21 protein-coding genes are annotated in these 24596 nt (G+C 33.4%); 6 read left to right on the forward strand and 15 right to left on the reverse strand.

Going from position 1 to position 24596, the window contains the following annotated elements; translation table 11 throughout:
• Nucleotides 1-134: 134 nt before the first annotated feature.
• Nucleotides 135-914, forward strand: a complete 780-nt coding sequence (locus ACWVCY_RS02920; RefSeq protein ID WP_455140191.1) for a proteasome assembly chaperone family protein — start codon at nucleotides 135-137, stop codon at nucleotides 912-914.
• On the opposite strand, the gene ACWVCY_RS02925 is transcribed toward ACWVCY_RS02920, so the two are convergent.
• The 3 genes from ACWVCY_RS02925 to ACWVCY_RS02935 form a co-directional block, all read right to left on the reverse strand.
• Complete coding sequence (locus tag ACWVCY_RS02925; RefSeq protein ID WP_455140192.1) at nucleotides 911-1441, reverse strand: hypothetical protein; 531 nt, start codon at nucleotides 1439-1441, stop codon at nucleotides 911-913. The two genes, ACWVCY_RS02920 and ACWVCY_RS02925, sit on opposite strands and share 4 nt — an antisense overlap.
• A 218-nt stretch (nucleotides 1442-1659) precedes the next feature.
• On the reverse strand, nucleotides 1660-2640 hold the full coding sequence (locus ACWVCY_RS02930; protein ID WP_455140193.1) for a hypothetical protein: 981 nt from the start codon (nucleotides 2638-2640) through the stop codon (nucleotides 1660-1662).
• 129 nt (nucleotides 2641-2769) lie between these two features.
• Entirely contained in the window at nucleotides 2770-3714 is a 945-nt protein-coding gene (locus tag ACWVCY_RS02935; RefSeq protein WP_455140194.1) for a sugar phosphate nucleotidyltransferase, read from the reverse strand.
• Nucleotides 3715-3881: 167 nt separating this feature from the next.
• On the opposite strand from ACWVCY_RS02935, the gene ACWVCY_RS02940 reads away from it, so the two are divergent.
• Nucleotides 3882-4619, forward strand: coding sequence for a hypothetical protein (locus ACWVCY_RS02940; RefSeq protein WP_455140195.1), 738 nt, complete (start codon nucleotides 3882-3884; stop codon nucleotides 4617-4619).
• A 174-nt stretch (nucleotides 4620-4793) separates the two neighbouring features.
• On the opposite strand, the gene ACWVCY_RS02945 is transcribed toward ACWVCY_RS02940, so the two are convergent.
• The 4 genes from ACWVCY_RS02945 to ACWVCY_RS02960 all read right to left on the reverse strand — a co-directional run bounded on the left by ACWVCY_RS02945 (nucleotide 4794) and on the right by ACWVCY_RS02960 (nucleotide 11836).
• On the reverse strand, nucleotides 4794-5648 hold the full coding sequence (locus ACWVCY_RS02945; RefSeq protein WP_455140196.1) for a hypothetical protein: 855 nt from the start codon (nucleotides 5646-5648) through the stop codon (nucleotides 4794-4796).
• Between the two features lie 153 nt (nucleotides 5649-5801).
• A complete protein-coding gene (locus ACWVCY_RS02950) occupies nucleotides 5802-6848 on the reverse strand; it encodes a hypothetical protein (RefSeq protein ID WP_455140197.1) in 1047 nt (348 codons plus the stop codon).
• Nucleotides 6849-6862: 14 nt separating this feature from the next.
• Entirely contained in the window at nucleotides 6863-8239 is a 1377-nt protein-coding gene (locus ACWVCY_RS02955; RefSeq protein ID WP_455140198.1) for a hypothetical protein, read from the reverse strand.
• 81 nt (nucleotides 8240-8320) lie between these two features.
• Complete coding sequence (locus ACWVCY_RS02960; RefSeq protein WP_455140199.1) at nucleotides 8321-11836, reverse strand: hypothetical protein; 3516 nt, start codon at nucleotides 11834-11836, stop codon at nucleotides 8321-8323.
• A 264-nt stretch (nucleotides 11837-12100) separates the two neighbouring features.
• On the opposite strand from ACWVCY_RS02960, the gene ACWVCY_RS02965 reads away from it, so the two are divergent.
• A complete protein-coding gene (locus tag ACWVCY_RS02965) occupies nucleotides 12101-12898 on the forward strand; it encodes a competence/damage-inducible protein A (protein ID WP_455140200.1) in 798 nt (265 codons plus the stop codon).
• Nucleotides 12899-13121: 223 nt separating this feature from the next.
• Nucleotides 13122-15422, forward strand: coding sequence for a CDC48 family AAA ATPase (locus ACWVCY_RS02970; protein WP_455140201.1), 2301 nt, complete (start codon nucleotides 13122-13124; stop codon nucleotides 15420-15422).
• On the opposite strand, the gene ACWVCY_RS02975 is transcribed toward ACWVCY_RS02970, so the two are convergent.
• On the reverse strand, nucleotides 15423-16382 hold the full coding sequence (locus ACWVCY_RS02975; RefSeq protein WP_455140202.1) for an ADP-ribosylation factor family protein: 960 nt from the start codon (nucleotides 16380-16382) through the stop codon (nucleotides 15423-15425).
• A gap of 212 nt (nucleotides 16383-16594) precedes the next feature.
• On the opposite strand from ACWVCY_RS02975, the gene ACWVCY_RS02980 reads away from it, so the two are divergent.
• Nucleotides 16595-17548, forward strand: a complete 954-nt coding sequence (locus ACWVCY_RS02980) for a translation initiation factor eIF-2B (RefSeq protein ID WP_455140203.1) — start codon at nucleotides 16595-16597, stop codon at nucleotides 17546-17548.
• 14 nt (nucleotides 17549-17562) lie between these two features.
• On the opposite strand, the gene ACWVCY_RS02985 is transcribed toward ACWVCY_RS02980, so the two are convergent.
• The 6 genes from ACWVCY_RS02985 to ACWVCY_RS03010 form a co-directional block, all read right to left on the reverse strand.
• On the reverse strand, nucleotides 17563-17919 hold the full coding sequence (locus ACWVCY_RS02985) for a hypothetical protein (protein WP_455140204.1): 357 nt from the start codon (nucleotides 17917-17919) through the stop codon (nucleotides 17563-17565).
• Nucleotides 17920-18016: 97 nt separating this feature from the next.
• Entirely contained in the window at nucleotides 18017-19273 is a 1257-nt protein-coding gene (locus ACWVCY_RS02990; RefSeq protein WP_455140205.1) for a hypothetical protein, read from the reverse strand.
• 24 nt (nucleotides 19274-19297) lie between these two features.
• A complete protein-coding gene (locus ACWVCY_RS02995) occupies nucleotides 19298-20674 on the reverse strand; it encodes an endonuclease Q family protein (protein ID WP_455140206.1) in 1377 nt (458 codons plus the stop codon).
• Between the two features lie 18 nt (nucleotides 20675-20692).
• Complete coding sequence (locus ACWVCY_RS03000; protein ID WP_455140207.1) at nucleotides 20693-21961, reverse strand: hypothetical protein; 1269 nt, start codon at nucleotides 21959-21961, stop codon at nucleotides 20693-20695.
• A gap of 10 nt (nucleotides 21962-21971) precedes the next feature.
• Nucleotides 21972-22334 carry a hypothetical protein gene (locus ACWVCY_RS03005; RefSeq protein WP_455140208.1) on the reverse strand — a complete coding sequence of 121 codons (363 nt, stop codon included), beginning with the start codon at nucleotides 22332-22334 and terminating at the stop codon, nucleotides 21972-21974.
• A gap of 15 nt (nucleotides 22335-22349) precedes the next feature.
• The gene (locus ACWVCY_RS03010; protein ID WP_455140209.1) at nucleotides 22350-22832 is read right to left on the reverse strand and encodes a roadblock/LC7 domain-containing protein; all 483 of its coding nucleotides are present in this window, start codon (nucleotides 22830-22832) and stop codon (nucleotides 22350-22352) included.
• A gap of 730 nt (nucleotides 22833-23562) precedes the next feature.
• On the opposite strand from ACWVCY_RS03010, the gene ACWVCY_RS03015 reads away from it, so the two are divergent.
• Nucleotides 23563-23841: a MarR family transcriptional regulator gene (locus tag ACWVCY_RS03015; protein ID WP_455140210.1), complete on the forward strand. Its 279-nt coding sequence runs from the start codon at nucleotides 23563-23565 to the stop codon at nucleotides 23839-23841.
• A 24-nt stretch (nucleotides 23842-23865) separates the two neighbouring features.
• Here the strand turns inward: ACWVCY_RS03015 and ACWVCY_RS03020 are convergent, their stop codons facing one another.
• Nucleotides 23866-24486, reverse strand: a complete 621-nt coding sequence (locus tag ACWVCY_RS03020; protein ID WP_455140211.1) for a Maf family protein — start codon at nucleotides 24484-24486, stop codon at nucleotides 23866-23868.
• Nucleotides 24487-24596: the final 110 nt, after the last annotated feature.

Consider the following 24596-nt stretch of genomic DNA (forward strand, 5'->3'; position numbering starts at 1 on the left):
ATCATTCTTTTCTTGGAGTCTGATTTATTGATGAAAAATCTTATTAAAAGATATTTGATATATTGATTAAATACTTGGATTATTAGATTTTTTGTCTATATTTTCTTGATTTTCTTCTAAAAAGAGGTTTAAAAATGGAATCAAAAACATCTGAACTAATTTTAAGAAATGATCCCGATAAGACGGTTTGTGAATGTACAACTGATGTTAAACCTGAATATGTCATTGTAGGTTTTCCTGGTCATGGATTGGTTGGAAATATTGCTGCTAAACACATGATAAAGGAGCTTAAGCTTGAATGGATTGGATCTATTAGATCCCCATTAATCCCTCCTGTTTCGGTATTTATTGATGGAGTTTTAGCTTATCCTTATCGAATTTATGGTTCTAAAGATAAAAATTTAGCTATTTTGATTGGAGAATCACCTTGTCCTCCTCAGGCTTACTATTATCTAGCACATGCAATGCTTGAGTGGGCTATTAGTCTCGGAGTTAAACAAGTGATCTGTTTAGATGGATTTATTGTTGAACAACCTATTGAAGAATTTGATGATGTCTTTTTGGTTGGAGAACCCCAGATTTATGAGGAAAATGTAGAATTCGTCAAACATAACTTTAAAAAACCTCATACTGGATTTATTTCTGGACTATCAGGTGCCATTATGAATGAAGCCTTACTAACTCAAATTCAAGGGTTAACCCTACTTGCAGCGATTAATACACCTTATCCTGATCCTGGTGGTGCCGCGAAATTAATTGAAGCAGTTAACAAAGTCAAAGATCTTTCTATTGACACATCAAAGTTAATATCAGACGCTAAACAGATTCAGCAATCCATGCTGGAACTTGCTGAGCGCAATCGCCAAGTTTCAGATCAAGAGATAGTTGGGCCACGACGTGGGCTCTATGTTTAGTCCACTTCTTTTTCTTTTTTTATTGACCAATCAATTAAGATATTCCAATTATTGAAGTGTTCTGCTAAACTATTGACTATTTTTGTTGAAGTGGATTTTTTCTCATGGGTTAGTGATAATAGATCCTTGAAGGGGACTTTTAGGATCCACTTATCATTTTGAGTTTCTAATTTATGTATTTGGGATAGTTTAAGAAAATCTTTGGAATCTAAGATAATATAATGTTTCTCTATTTTTTCTTGTACAGTTGGTAGTCTTGCAGTCAAAATTATGAAACTTTGATTATTTAAAAAAAATGAAATTTCAAGTTCCCAAACAAACTCATTATTACTTTTTTTACCTGTACAAACCTTGATATCTGCATATCTGACTTCCTCCCCATCCTCTGATCGGATGATCATATCAACTTTTCCCTTACTAGCATATGGACTAAAGGATTCTATTCCCATTTGGTAAAGCTTTAGCTGGGTATCAAGTTCATCTAAGCCACTTAGCTCCCTAAATTCTACTGATTCATCAGGATTCAACCTAATTTTTACCCCTTTATTTTTTCAAATGTTGCTCCATGGGATTTCCTACACAAATAATGATAAATAGTTTTTGATCATCAACAATTTTATTAGTTTAACATTCAGATTCTTAATTGAATAGCATACACTGAGATTAATAAATACTTTTTGAAATTAATTTCAAACTAAAATAACTAATAAAATTAACTTATTCATATACTAAAAATCACACTTTATTAATCACTAAGAATTGCCATTCGATTATGACAAATCGGACAATCTCCAAAGACCTTTAACCATTCTAATAAGTGATTTTTATGAAATGAATTTTGGCATACTTGACATTGGACTTTAGCCTCAGAAGAGTGGATAGGATGACGACAAATAACACATTGTTCTCTTCGGGGGTCAGTTCTTGTTGATTCAGGCCAAGAGACGTCCTCATCGATTCTCACCCCTGGAGGAGCTTTAGTTACAGTGAGAATGTATTCTCCATTCCCTCGTGGCTCGAATCCCCCTTCTAATTCACCAGTAGCTAATGCATGTGATAATATTCGAGTAAAGACCTGTTCATCCAATGGGTATCCTTTCATACTTTTTTGAAGTTTAAAAAATAAATAATCTGATTCTATTTCATGTCGTGGTCGTGTTATATGCCTTTTGATAGTAGTAAACATGATTTGTCTGGTTTTTGCTAAGAATAGAATATTTTTTCGTTTTTGGTCTAATTCTTCTAGAGCTTGAGCTGCAGTCTGTAATATTTTTCTAAATTCTGTTTGGATCTCTTCATTCTGGATAGGAGCATTATCTAATGATGCTTCTTCAGATGTTAATTTGGCTAGGTTTTCAATCTCATGCCTTATACTATTTAATTCACTAAGAATAGTATTTATTGAGGTCAAAGGTTGAAGAGGTTCAATTAATTCGGCCTGGACTGACGCCTGTTGAATTGAAAAACGACGTGACTTTAATTCTTCTATGTATCGGTTAATTTCATTAAAAAATGGTTTTCTCATATGCCGATTAACAAAAATGGAAAAGAAAAATCCTACAAGCACTCCTCCTAATATGATCAAAGATTCTAATGTCGATGAGATACCTTTAATATAACCATTAATGAACAGAGCGAAACTTATAACTAAGGAGAATGCAATTATGACATTTCCGGTTGTTTTACTCCTTGAAAGCCTAAGAAGCTTTGCTACTGCAGTAGTCATTCAAACCCCAAATAAGAAGAATTTTAGGTCTTCATTTAAGACAGGTACTTATTACTATTTAAATTTAATAAAAGAATAACTAGATAGTAAGTCGTAGTTTTATTTTTTTACGAATTACATTTGTTTCAATTAAAGGAAAGCAGTATTTTCTAGGAAACTTTGATGATGTTCAAACTGGAGTAACGCATTTGTGTAGCTTTCTTTCACAATTGTATCTGGCAGTACGACACACTTTCGTAGGTTAACACCAGATTGGACTTTACAATTATCACCAATAACTGAACTTTCAATTTTACATGTAACAGCGATATTTACATTCTTCCCAATCCAATTCATTTTTTCACCTTGCTCCTGAAGGAATTTCATATTTAAATACCAGCAATCATAAGGTGTACTTAAATGAAATACTCTTTCTGTTAATACTCCACCTACTCGTTTTCCTTTATTAATGATGGCATTAATTGCTGTAGCTAATTCATATTCGTTCCTTTTTGATCTATTAATGTTTTGAAGGGTATTAAAGATAGATCTTGAGAAAATATATAATGCAGAAGAATTATATTTGCTTAATATTTCTGCTTCGGTTTCCGGTTTTTCTTTTATTTTCCAAACTTGACCTTCGCGGTAATCAACAGTTGATGAATGCCTCATTAGTTTGAAGGACATCTCTTCTAACGAAAGTGTGAGTGTATTTTTTTCTGAAACATGTTTCTCCCTCATTTTTCTTAAAGTGGATTGAAAGAACAAGGAATCACCTGCCTGTACCAGAAAATTATCAGCAGTGAAATAATTTCTAGTTTGAAGCACTGCATGACCTGTTCCTAGCGCTTCTGATTGAATAACATATTTTATGTCTAATGTTGGAAAGTATTGGGATAAAATGGATTGAATTATTTTCTCATTCTTATTAATAACAATTATTATCTCTAAAAAACCAGCTGCTATTAACTGTTCAATTGAATAAACAATTAGGGGTTTATTTAGTATTGGAAATAAGGGTTTAGAATATTTTTGGGAAAAAGGAAACATACGTGTTCCTTTACCTGCAGTAAGTATAATTGCGGGAAAATCCAAAGGTAATTATCATCTCTCAATATAGATTATTATCAATTAATATTCTATTAAGTATAACAAATTTCTTATATATTCAAATAGAATAGTGTTAAAACGATCAATGCATCTACCTTTTGCATTATCGTCTTTGAGTTTTAAGAGATTATGTTAATAGAGGTACGCTCAAAATGGTCCGTTTAAGAGCAGTTTATTTAATCACTGATACGGGTTTAACTATTTACAATCAGTCTTTTGGAGCTACAGAACAAGATCAAGACATGGTTGGGTCTTTGATTATGGCATTGACTAGCTTCGGAAAGGAAGCTTTAGGAGGAGCCCTCTCGGATGTTGGTTTTGGTGAAGGATCTTCTATGATCCTTCAAGAAGGAAAGAAAGGCGTTATTGCAATAGCTATTGTGGTTCTTGATAAAGAACATAAGGAGAAAGAAGAATTTACCATTCGCAATCAGCTTTATCGTTTCGTTCAGAAATTTGAGGAAACGTACTCTGATGAATTAAAAGATCCGATTTTTCAAAAAAGCAGGTTCTCAGGTGTGGGAACAATGGTTTCTTCAGAATTCTTTCGAGATAAAATGTCACGAATCTATCATCAGGAATTTGACTCTATAAATCAATATCTCAAGTTTCCTTCAACACTTTTATTTGAAATAACTCCTCGTGGAGAAAAAATTTATTCTTTTTATCGTGAATTTCCTCAATTTCTTAAAATCCTTGGAGATATCCCTATTGAAGAATTTGACCGATTACTAAATAATATGGAAGATAAAAGGAGTATGGTATCGTTTAGTGATTGTTTAGAATGGTTTGGGGAAGAAAAAGCTTCTCAAATTTTGAAAGTTTTTCAATTTTTAACTTCTAAGGGGATGTTTGATGTCTATAATTTCGAACGTATTCATATCGTTTAAACTGCATCATGATTCTATTGAAAACTGTGTTTTAACTCTAAATGTTTTTAACTTTGTTATATTCTTATACATTTAGAATCTAAAATATCAACCCATTCTACTAGAAATTGTTAGAATAGTGATAATATTAAAAATATAGAAAGATTTTTCCCTATATTAAGCTTTACTCTTGCCTTAATTAATTTTTTTCCCACAATGTGGACATACTTTCTCTTTCTCACGCTGTGATTTAATAATAAAGGCAGTCATCTTCTTCATTTCTTTTTCCATGCTATCTAGTTGAGTATTGATTTTCGTTTGAACCGCAGTGTCAATTTCTTGTTGAATTACTGGCGGTAATGCGGAAAGATTTTGATTCATTCTTTCAATAGAGGTTGTGAGTCTTTGTAAACTTTCATCTTGAAATGCCATTCGTTCGGAAACGGAAGTTTTTAGCTCGTTTACTGAGGCTTCTAGATAAATAACGATTCGATCTCTTAGAGATGATAATTCTACTTGAATGATCGCATTTACTCGGTCTCGGAGCTCTCCAACGGTAGCGAGTTGGTCAGCTTGATTCTCGAGCAACGAATTCAATCCACTTTCAATTTGCTGCAATGCATCATTAATCATTAGAAAATTAGTTATACTAGCTTCATATTGTTCCTTTGTTTTCTCTGTTGAGGTCTTCACCATGTCACTTATTTGTAAAGAAAGATTTCGCATATTTCCAACGACATCTTCCACGTAACTAACTTTAATAAACTTCAGATCGTCTCGTGTCTCTTTAGCTAGAGATTCAAATGCCTTCTGAAATGACGAAATAGATTGTTCTAGGGTTTGAATGATCTGAGGTAATGTCTGAATCGAATTCTGTAAAGTTCCACTTATTCTTGTATTTTGAATTTCTTGAGATAATTGATCAGTTGTTGATTTAAGATCTCCAATCGAAGCAACCATTATTTTTAAAGATGAAGTGATTTCACCAAATCTTCCCATCATTTCTTTTGTTAATTGTTCAATAGTTCTCAGTGTTTCCTCGATTCCCATATTAAAACCTCATCAAGTGTTTTTTATCTTTAAATAATATCTCAGGATCGTTTTTATTATATTTAGTGCTCAAATAATTTGTTTCAATAAGGATTTTTTGGTGTATAAAATATGCTATGACTTGGTCCATCGTATCATATATGAAAGTCCATCCTATTTTAAACGTCTTAAATAACGAACATATCTTTCATTGGCTAAAAGAGAATCATTGATTTTATGGATAAGAATCATTGTTTCTGAATAAAGAAATTGTCTGAATTCATCTTGTGGATACATTTTCATTTCCTGATAACAAGATTTAACAATATTAAACGAAACGTTTGGAATTCGTGTTTCCAAATCACCTGGGCCAAGATTAAAACCCCGTAGTACATTCATTGACACTCTTAGTGAGTCGGAAAGATTTCTTTTGCCCAATAAAAATGCAGAGACATTAAAAAAATATTGTTTAATTATATCTTGGACTTCTTCTTTTTCAAAAGGGAGAATTTCCTTTCCAGTTTCATCAGGAAACAACTTTTTTAAATTCTGTAACAAACGAGCTGATGGAGCTTCTCTTAATAATTTTTCGATCAGTTCCTGTAACTTTTGGGAAGGGATCTGGTATATTTCATGATTAGGAACGTCATTTATTTCCTTTTGAATTCTAAATCGAAAAATCTCTTTACAGCCTTCAAAATAATAATAGGGAAACGCAATATGAGACAGATTGGTATAGTTATCCATAAATGATCTCAATGATTCTATCAATCCCCAAGAATCGGTATAATATGGATCTAAGTCAAAAACACCTATTTGTTCTTTTGCAGCTATAATAGGTTTTGATTGATCATTTACTTCCATTATCAAAGTTTCTTTTGGAATGTCTGTTTCAAGTAACCCATCTAATTTTGATTGAAGAGTTGTTATTTTTTCTATCAACTGTAAATCAGAATCAGGTTGAGCCTGAAGCGCTATAATGAAATCATTAATTAATCGTACTTCTCGCATAATATCTTCTGGCACAGGTAGGGATTCTGATAGTTTTAGAAGGATTTTTATTGTGAGATTTAGTGTAAGGACATTTAATCCTACTAAAGTATTAATTTTTTCTCCCATATTTCCTCGTGATTTCCAAAACTCTGTTTTTAAATCAGAAGGCAGAGATATTGAGGAAGAAGCATTATGAGGGTCAGTAGGAGGTGAATTTTTTTCATCCACTTGTTTCCAGCACCTTATGTTGATTTCTGTTCTGGTGTAATGTAATAACCAAATAATTTCTCAAGATCATTTACCGCGTTAATTAATTCTTCTCGGGTTGTACCTTTTGAACGCTTGAACCAATGTTGTTTTAACTCGGAGTCACCGCTATGTAGTTGGATCAATGATTTGGCCTCTTCTAGAATGTCATGAAGTTCTGGAATCTTTGGAAGACCGAATAAGAGAAGTAAGGAAGCTTTGGTGGCATCATCATCATAAGCACAATAAGTTGGAGAAATACTTGCTCCTTTAGCTAAAAAAGGCGTAAGAGATTTTTTTAGAAAAGGATCAAATTCAACCCGAGCAATATCCCGGGATCCACTCAATACAGAAAATACCGATGAAGCAGCAGGGTTATTACCCATATTGGTAAGACTACAGTTTGAAACTGTATATTCAATTGCTGTATTGAGCTGTGATCCCATTCCTCCGACTTCAGGAAAGACAGTTAAATCATTAAACATAGCAGGAACTACAACACTATCAAGTTTTAATGCAAAATCTCCGATATCAGTAGTTGGAAGTACCTCTTTTCCTATTTCAGGGACTCCAGGCGAAAGCATTTCAGCAATTGATTCCAACGCAAGAGGATTTATTAACTCCACAAATTGTTCTTCGAGTTGAGTTGGAAACTCATTAGAATCTTGTCCTAATATTATTGGAGTTGTTGACTTTAATTTCTCTTTACTTAAATCAGCTAAATCATTTCCAGTTTGTCTGCTTAAAAGATCTACAGATTCTCCTCTTTGCATACTAAGCACCCGTTCAAGCATTGTTCGATTAGAAAGAAGAAGTATTAGATCAGGACCCATGTTTCCCTCTTCTAGCTGCAAACGAAGAAGCTTTGACAAAGCCCAAACACTATTCACAGCTTCACTTGACTGGTTATTGAATGGTAGAACACCAAAAACATAAATGAAAATCTTCCGTTTTTCTTGTTCTGCAAATCTTTTTCTTAACAAACGAATTAACGCAGGAGTTCCTCCACAACCTGTGCCCCCTCCAAAACTAGTGAAAATGCAAAATCCACTGATTCCTTCGTATCCGAGCGCTTGTAATTGATTGAGTATAATATCTTCTGAGCTAATAACTGCATCAAATCCCGCAGAAAATTTCCCACCCACACCAATTTCAGCATCAGAATAAAGTAAAGTTCGTTTCGACGATATTGAATATTTTTGTCTTGCTTTAAGCAAATCACCCCGATCCGTGTTCATTACTAAATATTCACGAATTCGTGGTGGAAGTTCACCTTTTTTAGATCTAGCTAGGTAGCTCCCTACAAGATTGCTACCACATTCCCCTAAACCTATACAGAATACCTGTGAAGTATTTGAATTAACAGTTTCCATTTTTATTACCAATTGATATCTTTCTATTCTTTCTTCAAATTTCTCATCTTTATGTTCGTTTACTATATAAGAATGCTAGATTTACAGTAGTGACACTCCAGTTTTCAATTCAATAAATAATCTCATCGCTAAGGATAGATAGGCGCGAATTACTCTATTATTAGGATATGTTTCCGATATCTTTTTTTCTATTTCCTTGAATTGTCGAATATTTTCTTCTGGGCTGTCTGTTGGAATATATCTAGGACGAAACATCCTTATTGCCCTATGCCACTTATTTAGCTGAATTGCAACCTTCTTCCATTCTTCACGTTGATCATCAATTTGGGGAAGTAGTTCTAAAATGAAACGTAAATCATGTGATGACATTAATTCTTCCCGATCATTTACCAACTTTGACAAAGGGAAAATTTTCTTAGATGCTTCTTTTGTATAATGTTTGTATACTTCTTGTATATTAGAATAATATTCAAATTTCCCTAGTTCAGATTGAACCACAGCATTTTGTTCTTTTTCTATTTGTTTGACAATATTAATTATAATTTGCCGGACTCCAGCTAATTCTAAGATAGCTTTTGTTAATCTACCGACATGGTTAGTAGCTGCGGTCTCCTGAAATTTGTTTAAGTACATTAAATCAATACGTTCATCATGTCTTAGATCTTTTTGATAATTTAAAAAGAGATATTCAATAGTCTCTTGAATTTCAGTTATATATTTCGTTCCCATATCTCTTATAGCCTTACATGCTTTAGAATCGTTTTGTAATTGATCAATTTCTACAAAAACTTCTGTAATCTCTTTGAGTTGAACATCTTCTTGATTTTTCACAATAATTTGGCTAAATCGTTCAATATAATGCCCGACATATTCGATGATATTTATTCCAACTTCTTTCAAATCATTTACATTTTTTAAGACATTTCGTGATTCATTGACTGCTTGTGATAACAAGATAGCAACAATTTCAGTGTCATACAAATAAATTAATTGTCGTAATTTGTGAGCAAGACGTTCATGGGAAACCTCTTCAGGTTCAAAATTTGATATTTTTTCTTCTGCACTAAATATTACTGGATCAAGGGGTGCAATTTCGTTAATTCTTGGTAAGCTTACCCTAATCCAGTTATATAAATTCTGATGAAGCTTAGCAAGGGAATCCTTTGCCATCTGGAGGCTTTCAAGACTATAACTTTCGAAAATGTTAACTAAACGAACAATATCCTTGTGAGTCTTAATTTCTTCCATCCGTTCTTTCATTAAATCAACTGTTTTATCAAAAAACTCTGCATACTGTCGTGGGAGTTTGGAATAGTCTTGAATATGAGAAGAAATTTCTCTTTCCATTTGTTCTGCAAGTGTTGCAGATTTACGTTCAATGTAAGACTTTAATTGCCAATATTCTGTTAATGCTTCAGAATAATCAAGATTTTCAAATTCTCTCTCTGGTGTATAAGAAACTAAGACCTTTTGGGCCTTAAATAATCTATAAAGTCGTTTATCAACACCCTCTAAGCTTTCTAACCGTGTTTTTAACTCAACTAATATCTCATTTTTATTTTCTTCAATTTTTTCCAAGAATGAGATATAATCCCGAATTATTGATTCGATATCACCTGCTTCAGCGTATTTATCAACCAATGAAACTATTTCATTACGTTTTTCACGTAAATCATATTGTGTTTCGATTGGAAGAAGAGGAAAAGGGATTGTTTTCAGATTTTCCCGAACACGGGTGGATATTTTATATTTCCAAACAGGAATTTTTTCGTATTCATCCAATAACTCTTGAATTGAGCCTTCTGAAGCCACATTAATATCTTCACGGAACGCTTTAAGATCATCAAAGACTAAAGGAGGGACATGAGATTTCAATTTGGGAGGAATTGTCTCCAAACTTATTAGCTGATTAAGAATAGGGTGAATTTCACTATCAATAGCATTCCAAAGTTCATTTTTAATGCTTTGATTGAGACGATTTAAACTCTCAATCTCTTTAACAAGTTCTCTTATCTCAATATCATCAGAGCTTTTTTGCGCTTTTATTACTTCGATCTTTTCTTTAAGATCATTCGAGAGAATTTTTTGGATACTTTCGCGAGAATCATAAAGATTTATCAAATTTTGACGTAAACTTTGCTGTGCAGGTTTTGAAAAGAAAGCAACGAGTCGAGTTTCCCATTCCTTAATTTCTCGTGCCTTATTAACTAATTCACTTGTAGTAAGGGAATCAAAATCCTTTATTGTTGGAATTGGAGGCCCATTACTGACATTAATCACTTCTTGGATATGTGGATTTTCTAATAAACGGAAAAAGTAGTTTTGACAACCTTCTGCTAATTGAGATTTTAAATCATAAAATCGTTTGATTAAAAATACCCAATTCTGAAGACCCTGAGTTTTTTCAGCTTCCTTTTCAATTTCATGTATATTTTCAACAAAGTTTTCAGGAGTTGGAATTTTCATAGCCCCAATGGTCTTTGAGGCATTAATTAATTCTGCAGTACCTACTAATTTTTTCGCATTTAATAATTGTTGTTGGTACCAAGACCGAATTTTTTCAATATCTTGAATGATAATAGGAATCGAAGAAGTAGAAACATCAATTTCTGGAGTTGAGGTATTGCTAATATCCATTGGCTGATCTCCTACAATCTGGAGAATCCTACCAATTTGATCTTCTGTCTCGGTTTTAAGTGAAATTTCATAGGTTCGTAATAAATTAATATATTCTTTACTTATATTGTTCAATTGCTTTTCTAAATCAAGTAATTCTTCAACGGAGATCGTTCCTTCAATTTTTGTTCGAATTTCAAGTAGTTCTTGTTTCAAAATAAGAGGTTTATCTCCTAGATTTAATCCAATAGACTCAACTGTGTCTAGATGCTGTTGTAGTTCTGAGATCATTTGGATGATTGCAACTTGAATTTTACCTTCGGTTCCTTTTTGTTTTTGTTTCAAATAGGCATTTTCTGTTTCTAAATCATCATATAATGTTAACAAATCAGGAATAGTCATGACATGTATGCTTGCTTTTGTCATTTTACTAGTTAAACGGATTTTTTCTTCATTAAATTCTATGAATTTGCCATATAAATCAACGATTTCGCGGTTAAAAACAAGAGTTGAAAGGGTTTTCCCTCTTAATACTTCGGAGATCTGATTATAAATTTTCAAAACTGTAGAGCTAAATTTTATAATTTGGTCAGGATTGAAACTCGGAATTTGTAGCTTTCTGATCGCTTCTGTCTCTTGAGGGATAAACTTGGCAATTTCTTTAATATTATTTGCCAAATCAAAGTAAATTTTTCTAAATCCAACAAGCAACGTATTTAAAAGGTCTTCTGTAAGTTTTTTATACTGAACAAGGTTTTGATCAAGAGATTTTTTTAGTCCTCTTTTTTTAAAGAACCCAGCAGTTTTAAGCTCTTTTTCTATTCTTTCAATCTCAATTACTAGTTTCTGGGCCTCATTTACTGTTGATACTTGGACTGTGGGGTCAATTGAACGTAATTCAGTTGTTAAATCACGAATAACCACTATCTGAGCCTTGGAAACTAGATCTTTGTTTACCGATGACATTTTCCTAGCATCCATAATATAATCTCTTGCTTTCTTTCTTTGAGAAAGCTACTTGTCCATACTATATAATTTAATATTATGCTTAAAACATTCTTTCACAAATGTCTTACCTTATTAAAATATAATCTAATTCAATTACTTAAAAAATTCTATTCAAATATGCTGTCTATTAATGACTTAATCTGAGTATGAATCTCTTATCAATTCAAATCAATATACATAAATTCAATAGGATTTATCATTTTATAATCTAAAACTCATCCTTTAATGGTGCTGCTAATGAACCAAGTCTTAATAATAGCAATTGGAAATGAATTGCTTTCAGGAAAAACGGTAAACACAAATTCCACTTTTCTAGCAGAAAAATTAACTAATCTTGGATTAACTGTGAAAAAAATCCTAACTCTTCCAGATGAAAGAGAAATAGTTGTATCAGAATTAACTAATGCCCTAATTAAAAAGAATTATAGAATAATAATAATAACAGGAGGATTAGGCCCTACTTGGGATGATTCCACGGCGAGTTTTCTAGCTGAGACCTTAAATGTTCCCCTTAAAATCCACCCTGAAGGAATTAATATTGTTACTCAGCGTTACCAAGAATTGTATAGAAATGGGTTGGTTGATACAGAGAAAATTACCTCAGCACGAAAGAAGATGGCTTATTTGCCTGTAGGGGCAAAACCCATTTATAATCCTGTTGGAACAGCACCAGGTATATTTTTGGATCATAAACCTTCCAATTGTTGGATTTTTTGCTTACCTGGAGTTCCTAAAGAAATGCAAGAAATGTTTTCTATTATTGAACCTCAATTCCATGATATTCAGAAAAAAGAACATTTAGAATTCTACGAAGAAAATCTAATAGTTCCTTTTACTGATGAATCATTGTTAGCACCTTTTTTAGACCAAGTAAGAGAAAAATTCAATGTTTGGATTAAATCTCTTCCAAAAACATATCAAGAAGGGGAAAATATAATGTTAATCATATCTTTCTCATCTGATAAGAATGGGGAAGCAAAAAATACGGTTTTAAAGGCAAAAGAATATCTTAATTTATTGATTAAATCAAAATGATTTAATTTTTTTTATTTTGAGATTCATTTTAATCTAGTTTATTATAAATGGTTCATTAGGTATTTATTATTATAGGTTGATTGAGGATAGGCAACTAAAGGCTATTTTTTATTCTTCTCGTTTTCTAGTGATGAATATCGGTGTGGTCATATATTCAATTATATAAATAAAGATGTACTTTTTTATTATTAAAGGGATTTTGCATTTGGAAAATTGATGAAAAATGTCTGAAGAGGATATAGGTCTAACATTAAAGGTTGCTGAAGCAAACCAAAGTGATGTTGGACGAGGATTAGTAAGAATTGATTACTCAATTATGCGTGAATTTAACCTAGAAACTGGGGATATTGTTGAAATTTCTAGCGATAGACCAGGGGGAAGGAAGACTGGTGCTTTAGTCATTCCAGGTAGAAGGGAAGACCGAGGAAAACGTATTATACGGATGGATGGTCTTATTAGAGGGAATGTTGGTACAAGTTTGGGAGAAACAGTTCGTGTTAGAGCAATTAAAAAACGAGAAGCAAAACATATTACTATTGCTCCTGCAGAGGAACGAATTCGTTTACTTGTTAAATCTGATATTATTAGAGAACGATTACAGAATCATCCTATTTCAAGAGGAGATCTACTTGTAATTACAGGGCAGATCCGTAAAATTCCACCTTCTGGAGGTACACCTGGTAAAGGGATGGATGAATTCATTTCAAGATTTTTTGGAGCATCCAGTCCAGTAAGTCTTGGGGAAATAAAAGTTGTTGTAGTTAACACCGATCCTGATGGAATTGTCACTGTAGGTGATGGAACAGAAGTCCATATTATTGAGGAAGCTCCTAAAGATCTTCGTATGCTTCCTCGAGTCACATATGAGGATATTGGAGGATTAGCAGAAGAAATTAAAAGAGTCAGGGAAATGATTGAACTTCCTATGAAACATCCGGAGCTTTTTGAACGATTGGGTATAGATCCACCCAAAGGAGTACTTCTTCATGGCCCACCTGGAACTGGAAAAACTCTTCTTGCCAAAGCAGTCGCTAATGAGTCGGGAGTTAATTTTGTATCAATAGCAGGACCAGAAATCATGTCTAAATTTTATGGTGAAAGTGAACAGCGTATAAGAGAAATTTTTCAACAGGCAGAGAAGGATGCTCCTTCTATTATATTTATAGATGAATTAGATTCGATTGCTGCGAAACGAGAAGAAGTTACAGGAGAGGTTGAACGTCGTGTGGTTGCACAACTCCTTGCTCTCATGGATGGTTTGAAAAGTCGTGGAAAAGTAATTGTTATTGGAGCTACTAATCGTCCTAATGCTCTTGACCCTGCTTTAAGACGCCCTGGGCGCTTTGATAGGGAAATTGAAATAGGTGTTCCCTCAAGAATGGGGAGATATGAAGTACTTCTTGTACATACCCGTGGAATGCCCTTAGCAGAGGATGTTGATTTAGAAGAATATGCAGCTAAAACTCATGGATTTGTCGGGGCGGATATTGCAGCTTTAACCAAAGAGTCAGCAATGCATACCCTACGAAAAATCTTGCCAAAAATTGATTTTGATAAACCATTATCTCCGGAGATTCTTTCAAAATTAGTTGTCTCAAAAGAAAACTTTGATGAAGCTTTGAAAATCACTGAACCGTCTGCAATGCGAGAAGTTTTACTAGAAATACCCAATATAATGTGGGAAGATGTTGGAGGCCTAGAAGATGTCAAACAAAAATTAATTGAAGCTGTAGATTGGCCTATTACACATCCAGAAATTTTTAAGCGACATGGTGTCAGACCTCCTCATGGTATATTATTATTTGGCCCACCAGGAACAGGAAAAACTTTATTAGCAAAAGCAGTTGCTACCGAAAGTCAAGCTAACTTTATTGCGGTCAGAGGACCCGAATTATTATCAAAATGGGTCGGAGAAAGTGAAAAAGCTGTACGGGAAGTCTTTCGAAAAGCAAAGCAAGCTTCACCTTCAATTATTTTCTTAGATGAATTAGATTCAATTGCACCACGAAGAGGAGCCTTCACTGGAGGAAGCCATGTAACAGAGAGTGTTGTTAACCAAATCTTGTCTCTTTTAGATGGTTTAGAAAATTTATCAGATGTAGTGGTTTTAGCTGCTAGTAACCGTCCAGATATGATAGATCCAGCACTTTTACGGCCTGGACGATTTGATCGTCTTTTGCTTGTACCACCTCCTGATGAGAATTCACGAATGAAGATTCTTCAGATCCATACTAAAGGTATGAAACTTTCACCCAATGTTGACCTTGCTAACTTTGCACATAAGCTAGAAGGTTATGTCGGATCCGATATTGAAGCCATATGCCGTGAAGCGGTTATGATTGCCCTTAGAGAGGATTTAAAGACTCAAAAAATAGAATCAAGACACTTTGAAGATGCAATGAAATCAGTCCACCCAAGCTCTAATGAGAAAATTATGAGGGAATTTGAAGAAATTGAGAAAAAATTTCTCGGGAGATCAGAAATTGGCCGTAAAGATATTCTTGGTTTGAAGGATTATTTATAGCTAAACTTCTTCATTATTTTCCTCAGAATCTTGTTTAGGTTTATATATATCAAGCGGCCATTGTTTTCTTATTAATTTAGTAAGTACATGGGAATCAAATTGATCAATTTCGATTGAGGAGGAAGCAGTTTTCATCAAACGTTCTGCAATTAGCTTTGACCGGACAACCGAGTCTGAATATCCAATTATCATTCCTACGACAAGGGGATGAGTTTTAACAACCACTAATTGGAGATCAGAAGCTGTAATTACTTCCATTCCTACAGGATTTTTCGTTAATTGACTCATTGTTTCGCTTATTCCACTATTGAACTGATCTAGGATGGTTTTGGAGATATTTACAAACTTAGCAGTCCAAATCGAATGTGACTCTAAATCAATCATGATGACTACACGAAGTTTACAACGAAAAGTTGATTCAGATCCTGATAAAACATCTGCTAACCAATCAAAAGCATCATAGAAATTCTCCCCTGTCTTTGCAGAAATTCGGAATAATCCAACTGGACGAGAAGAACGAACAGCATGGGTTAAATTTAAATCTTTAACAATAGAATCAAATGGTCTAGCACCTGGAAGGTCAATTTTATTAGCAATGAATAGTACAGGTGCCTCGGGATTATGTTTAATGGATTCCCAAAAAGCTTCAGAAGCTTCTTTTAATCTAATATCTGCAGAGTCTAGTACGAAGACAATGGCTGAAATTCGTTTTTCAAGAGCTGGTTTCCATAGTAGATTCCGATATATTTCTTGACCACCCAAATCAACGATATTAAATAATATCTGACGGTATTTAACAGTTCGATAATTAACACCTAAAGTTCTGGTTGTAGGGATAAATTCAGATCGTAGCATACGGTTTACAATCGTTGTTTTTCCTGCATTATCTAACCCAATGATAACAATTTCGTAGTTTATGGTTTCTTTCCCTTTGAAAATTCTACGTAGAATACTTGACATGAAAAAGCACCAAAACTACTGAGTATATCATAAAATCTTATAAAACTACCTAGTAGGGGGTTGAAAGATTGTTTTACTATCTTCACTTAAATAATTATATCCTGATTCAAAAATCTTGACAAATAAGATCATTAGAACAAAATTTAATTAGATTAACTAGAAGAGGATAAAAAAAGGTATTATTTGATGTAGGAGCAAAAAGAGGAATAATTATGTCAAACGACTTTGCAATTACCAAGGAGTATAAGGAACTTAAAGATACAATGAAAGATATCCAAAATCTTACCATCCAAGGTGCTACAGATGTCGCTATTTACGGTGTACGTGCATTTGCCAAGCATACACAAACAGTTCCATTAAAAGGAGAAGAATTAATAAATCATCTTGAATTCGTTGTTGAACAACTAAGTAGTGTTAGAGTGACTGAACCAGCGTTAAGAAATGGATTAAGATTTGTTATGACCGGTGTACGAGGGAAATTAGGGAAGGAGAATGCTATTGAATTAGGAGAATCTTATATTGAGTTAATTAACAAAGCAATGAAAAAGATATTCAAAATAGGGGCAGAAAGAATCCAAAATGGAGCAAGAGTATTTACTCATTGCCACTCTTCCACTACAGTAGGAATCTTTTTAGAAGCTGCAAAACAAGGGAAAGATTTCGAAGTAATTAATACAGAAACTCGACCATTATATCAAGGACGTAAAACCGCAAAAATTCTTTTAAGTAACAATATCAAAGTAACACACATTGTAGATTCAGCAATGAGGTGGGCAATGAATAAATTCAACCCTCATATGATTTTTCTAGGTGCAGATGCCATAACAGTTGAGGGAGTAGCTCTAAATAAAATCGGTTCCAGATTGTGTGCTTTAGCTTCTGAAGAGGAGCATATCCCATTGTATATTTGCACTCCTTTACTTAAGTATGATCAAGCTACTAGTATTGGACGTCTTAGTGAGATTGAAATGAGAGCACCCTTTGAAATATGGAATGAAAATGTTCCCCCAGGTATCAGAATTTTAAATCCCGCTTTTGAAACAATTGATCGTCGAAACATTGCAGCCTATATTACAGAAGCTGGAATTATACCTCCTCAAATTATTAGTTATACCTTTAATGGCTTGTATGGCGAGAAAATTAAGGATTTCCTTCATTTCTGGTAAAGTTTTAGATTTCCTTATCTAATGTCAGGGCCATCCCCTAAATAATACGCATCATCTTCAATGAAACCAATTTTCTCAAATTCTTCTCTCACACTTTTTAAAATTAGCTCTGTTTCAGAATCATCATCTTCATATGGCCAAAATGTGTAACCAAGGATTATCTCAACTAGATGTGTCTCCTCATCAAAATAGTCTAATTCAACCGTGAACGCACGGGCACTCCCTGCGAATTCCTGTTCTAAATTGCGTGCTACATCATGAAGTTCAGAATCAACATCAACAAATGTGATAGATTCCTCACCTTCCCTAAATACTCCATTAAATACATAATATCTCGTAATAGCAGCAGTTAATGAATCATAATAAACCATTGAATAGTACTCACATCTCCTTAGAACATAAATCTATTCTCATATAATTTCAAAAGAATAACACATCTTCTCTATTTCATTTTTTAGTAATTAATACTTAATAAGACTGTTGTTTGAGACTCATAAAAAAATCATCTAATGTCTTTCGATTTAAGATTGGACTTCTACGATAATAGTAATTTAGAGGAACTGTTAATTGTTTTTCAATATATTTTAAAGCGTCAATTAATGAAGTAAATTTAGCATGTGGTTGAATTAATGACTTTCTCATGTTTTCACGAACTTGCCATACTCCAAGAGGAATAGCATAACCTTTACCAACCTCACGGATTGTAACAACTGAAGAGACCCTCTTTAATTGCTCTAGCTTTTCAAGAATGGCTAACCTTGCAGCGTAATAGCCTCCAACAGTATTTGTAGCATAGTATTTTCTACCATTAGGCCCTTCATTATCAGTTAAAATTTCTGGAGAAGGATCACTGGGATTCCAAGAACTTCCTTGCTTCCAAGATTCATGATAGTTAAATTGCCAGAAATCTTTAGGGATAAAGAGTGTCCAGAAATCATTGTCCAAATAGGAATTATGGAATACTAAAAATTCTTCTAAAGGTTTAAATGTGCTAATTCTTTCTCGTATTGAATTCCCTATAATGTCATCTGTCGCGGTTATACTCCATCTTGTTGGGACAATTTTTCGCTTATTTTTTTCACCTAGAAGTCCAGCTGATAAAACTCGTGAAATCTGAGTCACAGAATATTTGGACTGGTAAAGATTATCTACTGCAATTAAAGCATTAAGATCAGTATCATTAACAACTTTTTCTAGTGTAGTATTAATTTTAGGATTAGATACCAGTTTTAATGAGTCAATTTTAAATCTGACTCCCAGTGGTTGGGTGTAATTATTAAAACTGAGGTCAATCTTCGGTTTTCTACTAAATTTTATTTCTAAATCAATAGGATTATCAGCTTGTATTTGCTCTTGAGTTACTTCCAAGATTTTACTTGATGAAGATATATCAGAAACATTAATAGGTTCTCCCATAAATCGAAAAAGCTTTGCTCGTATGCCTATAACATTTTCAAGAGTGAGATCTGTCTTCCATTTATCAGGTTCATCCATAATTTCAATATTATCCCAATTCATCGCGCCCATTGGGCCAATATAGACTTTTGGATACCCAAATCGGCCTACAAATATACTAGGAGGGCTAGGCCCATAATATTCATTTTTTAATGATGGAAGGATCCTACGTATAGGAGCTAATGCCTTATTTTTAACAATAATAGGACAATAAGAAATACCACATAGAAATTTCCCCCCCTTACATCTTAAACATAATTCTTTTTTCATTCCACAAATACCACATATTTTGGCTCATAATTGGGTCTGAATTGGAGTGTTAGATCGAACTACTTTGATATCCTGATAGTTACCCTTTTGTCCTATTTTCAATGAGCCATATGTACCATCATACCCATAAGGATGAAAAGTAAAGACACCATTCTTTACTTGAATGATTGCATTTATTAAAATCTCATCTATTTGTCCTTCTAAAGAATCCTTAAGTTTGGAGACTGGAAGTTGCCAAAGAGTACTTTCAGGGCCGATAATTTCAACTATCTTCTGATACATCGAAATAAGACGTTTTGCTGTTTTTGTCTTAATCTTATAAATGTCACTGAGAATATCTATCAATGGAACCATTCTAATAAATTTATTATGAACTTGAAATTCACCTAAACGCCTATCAGCATTTTGGGCTTTACTTATCTCACAACATCGTTGATATACACCAATGGTTAGTGTTTTGTTGCATATAGGACAAATATCATTTGTTGGAACATGTTGAGGAGAAAAATAACAGTATTCTTTCAAACCGTGTTTTCCTGGACTCTTTCTTCCAGGACGATGACCAGTCAAAAAGAATCTTCCCTCTTCGGGTGGAAATTCAGCTGTAAGTTCAATTTTTTTGTTTCGTAAAGCAGTTATCATATTAGGATAGGTTACTTTTGCCAAATTAATAATGGTAAATTCCCTGCCCATTCGATGTAGAGCTCCAGAGTGAGCATCAGAACAGGAAATTAATACACGATTATCCAGTTCAGGGATAAGTGATAAAAATTCAGGATCTGCAGAAAGACCGGTTTCAAAAATAGTCATTCGGGATGTAACATCACCAAAAAACTCTTTAAGTGTATTAACTCTGATATCTGATCCATAAATCCCCTGTGGAGTCATTATATGTGCAGGTATCGCTTCAATTAAATCATCTATATCTAAGATGGAATTCAATTTGGTGGATACTTCGCTTGAACCTCGGCATTTAATGAAAGGTCTAGCCATTTTCTCATGCTTTACATCCCATGAATCTAAATATTCACGAAAGCGATCAACCGAATTAAAACTAGGAAAAAGGAGAAGGAGATGAACAATTTTAGATCGTACTCCTATAGGAGCTGTAAAAATTACTTCACTCTGCAAGACGAATTTAGTATTAATCTCATCAGGAATAATAAATATACCATTTTCTTCTTCTAGAAGTATGTTTTTGAGTATTTTTGTCCAAGGTAAAAATTGGCAATCTCCTGTCCCTATTATATCGATTCCTTTCAATGGCATTGTTTGGTTTGTTATTTCTAAGTGTTTTAGTGCTTTTTTTCTATTTTCATTCATAAGTTCAGAGGAAAGTTTTAAGGCTTGAGTTCCTCCTGCAAAAACAGAGTGGGCATGAAGATCAACTGTAATTTTCATAATCATACCAATTTTATTTCATTTCTTATTTTGGTATTCTAGAGCTTGCTCGCTTACCAGTTTTAATAGTCCTACTCCTTTTGTTGAGTCACCAACCATGAATAATGAAATATCATTTGTACTATTCTTTGCCCATTCTAAAGCAATTGTATTAGAACCATGTTGAGACATAACAATTTGTACCAATGATGTTCGAAAAAGACGAGTACATAAATGATTGGTTTCTTTATATATTTGACAAATAAAAGCATGTTTTTTTATTATTTGTTCATTACTTGATCTTAAAGCTGTTACTTTGTTATTAGAACATTTTAACAAGGAAACGTCTGTAACTATAGGAGAATATCCCTTTAGAAATTCAAAACTAGCATTTATATAATCATTATCTGGAAAAAGATCTATCGCATTCTCAATAGTTGTTTTATATCTTGATATGTGAACCTTTGGTTTAAATGCATTCCGTACATTCATTTCCCATAAAATTTCTCTGAAAATTCGGAATAGACTTCCCAATCTCCCTTTTCCAGAACTAAATGCGATAACGAAATTATTTTCTATGGCGATAAGATAAAATTGTTGATTATTATATGTTTTCCCATGAATTTCTATTGGGAGAGCATCAAAGAAAGTTCCTGATATTTTCAATTCTCCTTCGTAATCTATTATCAAAGAATGGATTTGATTTACTAGTGAGATAATCTCAGGAGATAAAATAAGATTATGAACAGCTCTTATTGTACCATCAGATATGACAACAGTTTCCTTTTCCGTACACATTTCACTAACAATAGTTTGGATAGAACTATCAATCTCCGTCAGTAAAACTTTTTTGATGTTATTGAATATTTTTTCTAAAATATATTCGGGATAAAACTGCTCATTATGAACTTTAATATCCTGAATCGCTTCCTGAAGTATATTTGATACTGTTAATGAGTGTTGCAATAGTTTATCTTGATGAGATCGAGGAATAAATAACATAAAACTTTCTATTCGATTTTTGCCTCTAGCACGAGAGTCCTCTATCACAAACGAATGAATTAAAACTCTACCTTGTATACCTGTCACATTAATTGGGATTATTGCTGTATCAGGTTCACCAGTAGGCTCACCAACTCCTATTGCCATTGTAAATAATGTAGTTGTCACCCCTTGTAAAATAATTTTAGGGATATTTAGTTCATGTGCGAAATAGGATTTTAAAACAGGCCCGTGTTCCTCATCAAAAATAATATGAGCTAGAAAGAATTTGGTAGGAATACTCTTACTTGAATCTAATGGATTCATTTCTGAACTTTCACACTCTTTTAGCTTTCTTCAACTTATTTTTCTTATTTTTCAATGAATAATTAACTTTTTTATTTTTCTCTTCTATTAATCGCTTAATTTCATCCCATTGTTGTTCTGCATCAGATAATTTGGTTTGGTTTAATTTATCTTTCACACCTAGGATATCAAGAGCCCATTGTCTTTCTTTTACTCTTCTATTTTTCTTCTTTTGTTGCCTATAGACTCCAGAACTTATCCAAGTTTCTAAAGCTGGTTCTTGTATCCCACATAAAGTACAAACATAGATTTTTTCTTCTGAATTCCAGAATAATGTACTTTTCTTACAATTCGGACAAGGAATGCGCGAATCGCGGATTGGAGGACGTCCCATATATTGTCACTTGTTTCACTTCAAAATTTCATCTAATTCAGCTTGAGAAATAGATAAAGAAGAAGGTAGTTCTGGTAGATTGCGCTTAATCGGTCCTTGTTGTAAAATCTCGAGAATAGCATCAATTGCAGGACCAATTATAAGGTTGAGTAATTCTAAATCAACATTTGGATCTGCTAGGATTCCTAAAAAGGCTATTCGACCCATATCCCGAAGTAATAGCTTGAACTTATCACTTTCTGAGGTAAATGATACCCAAGGAGAACTTCCTATTTCCTTTCCTATCGTTTCTAAACTTGCGTGTATACCTGCAACTAATGAACATAATATTAAAGAACTTTCTTTCCCCATGGTTCCTTCCAAATTAACTTCTTCAATAAGAAGACCATCAGTATCAACACAGAATCCGGAATAAACCCCATCATAGGAGTTAACAATATCAGTTAGCACCTGATGAAGTGTTTTTGATTCTCTTGCTCTATTATCTGAAAGAGACATTAGTTTTCATCATCGAATTTACTTATGAGTCTGGTGATTTTGAGTTTTTAGCGGGTATTTATACATTCTTACGTTTCAGTTAACCTCTTATCATTTCTCCTAGGCAATGCTTTTTTTAAGTTGGAATGGAGGGTGAAGATCGGAACAGTAGACCGGCTGGTTTAGCGGCCCAGCTATACGTAATCGCTATATGACGGGTTTAAATCCAGAACTGAGAGACTGAAACCCTGAGCTGAGGTTCTCTGACCCTGTAGTAATGAAAGGTCCTCCTCCATGGTGACTTCACGCTGAGATTCTTCTGGAGAGAAGAATAAGAATGTAAGGTCAAATCGGATGAGACATGGGAATGAGCAGTCCTAAGATCATGAGGTTATGCTTGAGAGGGTCTGGGCCTTGAGCTCAGTCAGATAAACTCCCCAGGTGTGGATGTACCAAAGCTCTGGTCTGTTCCACTATTTTTAACTTTTTTTTAAGCTATTTTTTCCAGAAAAACGTTTATTTTTGCCTTTTTTCCCTATTTCATTATACTTTTTAGACCTAAATTTTTTTCCAAGAAGAATTCTACATTCAAAATAGATTTTATTACGCGATGCATCAATAGCTACATTTATAAACATCAACAACACCAACACAAACAGATACTAGATGAATTCAAAACGAAATAAGGGAAGTAAATAGGGTATGGGGGTCTTTAATATTCATAAAAGTGTTGCTCTTGGAGAAATGATAAATGTTAAAAATTGATCAACCTAAAAGTGAATTAGATGAGTCATACTCTACAAATATTGGAATATTTACACTTCCACGAAGCGCCCAAATTGTTTTCACAATTTTAAGTCAAGAGGGCCCCTTAACATCTGGGGATTTAGAAAGAAAGTGTTCTTATTCAGATCGGACTATTCGAAATGCACTAAAACGATTGATAAAATTCGGATTAGTAAAAAAAGTGGCAAACTTTAGTGATATGAGAACATCTCTATTCAAAGTGCATTCAAATAATGCAGCTTAATCTCATTCTCAATCCCCTTATTACCTAAGATCTCACTAATGAAAATATACTCTCCCCATAATGCGAGTACATTGTCTCCCAAACCCAATGAATTGGTAAACCAACTACATTATAATAATCACCTCGAATTTCTTCGATTAAAATCGCCCCTAAATCTTGTATAGCATAACCACCTGCTCTTAAATTCCATTTTTCGTTATTTAGATAAAAATTAATTTCATTTTGAGATAAATCTCGGAATTTTACTTCTGTTACAATTACCTTTTGATATTCTGTTCTTTCAGGTAGGATTAACAATGTGCACCCCGTAATTACGTCATGGACTTTATTAGAAAATCCCTCTAACATATTTTTGGCTTCTGTAAATGTAAGAGGTTTTCCTATGATTTTTCCAGAACCATTTAAAGTAATTGTATCACAGGCAATAATCACTGCTGAAATGTCATCTTGCTGTTTCAAGATCTCGTTACCAACAGCAAATGCCTTTTGAGAGGAAATTTTTGTAACTAATTCCTTTGGATTAATAGATGATATTGTTTCTTTAATATTACTTGGTTTTATTTCAAAAGAAAATCCTATCTGCTTAAGGATGTTAGCACGAGCGGGTGAATTTGAAGCCAAAATAATTTTAGGTAATTTGAGCATTATATATCCAACTTTTTACATAATTAAAAAAGGTCTTAAAGCCTCCTTTAAGTAATTTCTCTTTGTCGAAATACAGAAAGTTAATTTCGAATTACACAGTTTTTCTGCAC

This window comes from Candidatus Hodarchaeum mangrovi (assembly GCF_975850365.1).

Bases quoted from the DNA above. Each gene is read 5' to 3' on its own strand.
- ACWVCY_RS02945 (WP_455140196.1), bottom strand. From the start codon at position 5,648: ATGGGAATCGAGGAAACACTGAGAACTATTGAACAATTAACAAAAGAA.
- ACWVCY_RS02995 (WP_455140206.1), bottom strand. From the start codon at position 20,674: ATGAAAATTACAGTTGATCTTCATGCCCACTCTGTTTTTGCAGGAGGA.
- ACWVCY_RS03005 (WP_455140208.1), bottom strand. From the start codon at position 22,334: ATGGGACGTCCTCCAATCCGCGATTCGCGCATTCCTTGTCCGAATTGT.
- ACWVCY_RS02980 (WP_455140203.1), top strand. From the start codon at position 16,595: ATGTCAAACGACTTTGCAATTACCAAGGAGTATAAGGAACTTAAAGAT.
- ACWVCY_RS03020 (WP_455140211.1), bottom strand. From the start codon at position 24,486: ATGCTCAAATTACCTAAAATTATTTTGGCTTCAAATTCACCCGCTCGT.
- ACWVCY_RS03010 (WP_455140209.1), bottom strand. From the start codon at position 22,832: ATGTCTCTTTCAGATAATAGAGCAAGAGAATCAAAAACACTTCATCAG.
- ACWVCY_RS02970 (WP_455140201.1), top strand. From the start codon at position 13,122: ATGTCTGAAGAGGATATAGGTCTAACATTAAAGGTTGCTGAAGCAAAC.
- ACWVCY_RS02940 (WP_455140195.1), top strand. From the start codon at position 3,882: ATGGTCCGTTTAAGAGCAGTTTATTTAATCACTGATACGGGTTTAACT.
- ACWVCY_RS02960 (WP_455140199.1), bottom strand. From the start codon at position 11,836: ATGGATGCTAGGAAAATGTCATCGGTAAACAAAGATCTAGTTTCCAAG.
- ACWVCY_RS03000 (WP_455140207.1), bottom strand. From the start codon at position 21,961: ATGAATCCATTAGATTCAAGTAAGAGTATTCCTACCAAATTCTTTCTA.
- ACWVCY_RS02975 (WP_455140202.1), bottom strand. From the start codon at position 16,382: ATGTCAAGTATTCTACGTAGAATTTTCAAAGGGAAAGAAACCATAAAC.
- ACWVCY_RS02920 (WP_455140191.1), top strand. From the start codon at position 135: ATGGAATCAAAAACATCTGAACTAATTTTAAGAAATGATCCCGATAAG.
- ACWVCY_RS02965 (WP_455140200.1), top strand. From the start codon at position 12,101: ATGAACCAAGTCTTAATAATAGCAATTGGAAATGAATTGCTTTCAGGA.
- ACWVCY_RS02985 (WP_455140204.1), bottom strand. From the start codon at position 17,919: ATGGTTTATTATGATTCATTAACTGCTGCTATTACGAGATATTATGTA.
- ACWVCY_RS02990 (WP_455140205.1), bottom strand. From the start codon at position 19,273: ATGAAAAAAGAATTATGTTTAAGATGTAAGGGGGGGAAATTTCTATGT.
- ACWVCY_RS02930 (WP_455140193.1), bottom strand. From the start codon at position 2,640: ATGACTACTGCAGTAGCAAAGCTTCTTAGGCTTTCAAGGAGTAAAACA.
- ACWVCY_RS02955 (WP_455140198.1), bottom strand. From the start codon at position 8,239: ATGGAAACTGTTAATTCAAATACTTCACAGGTATTCTGTATAGGTTTA.
- ACWVCY_RS03015 (WP_455140210.1), top strand. From the start codon at position 23,563: ATGTTAAAAATTGATCAACCTAAAAGTGAATTAGATGAGTCATACTCT.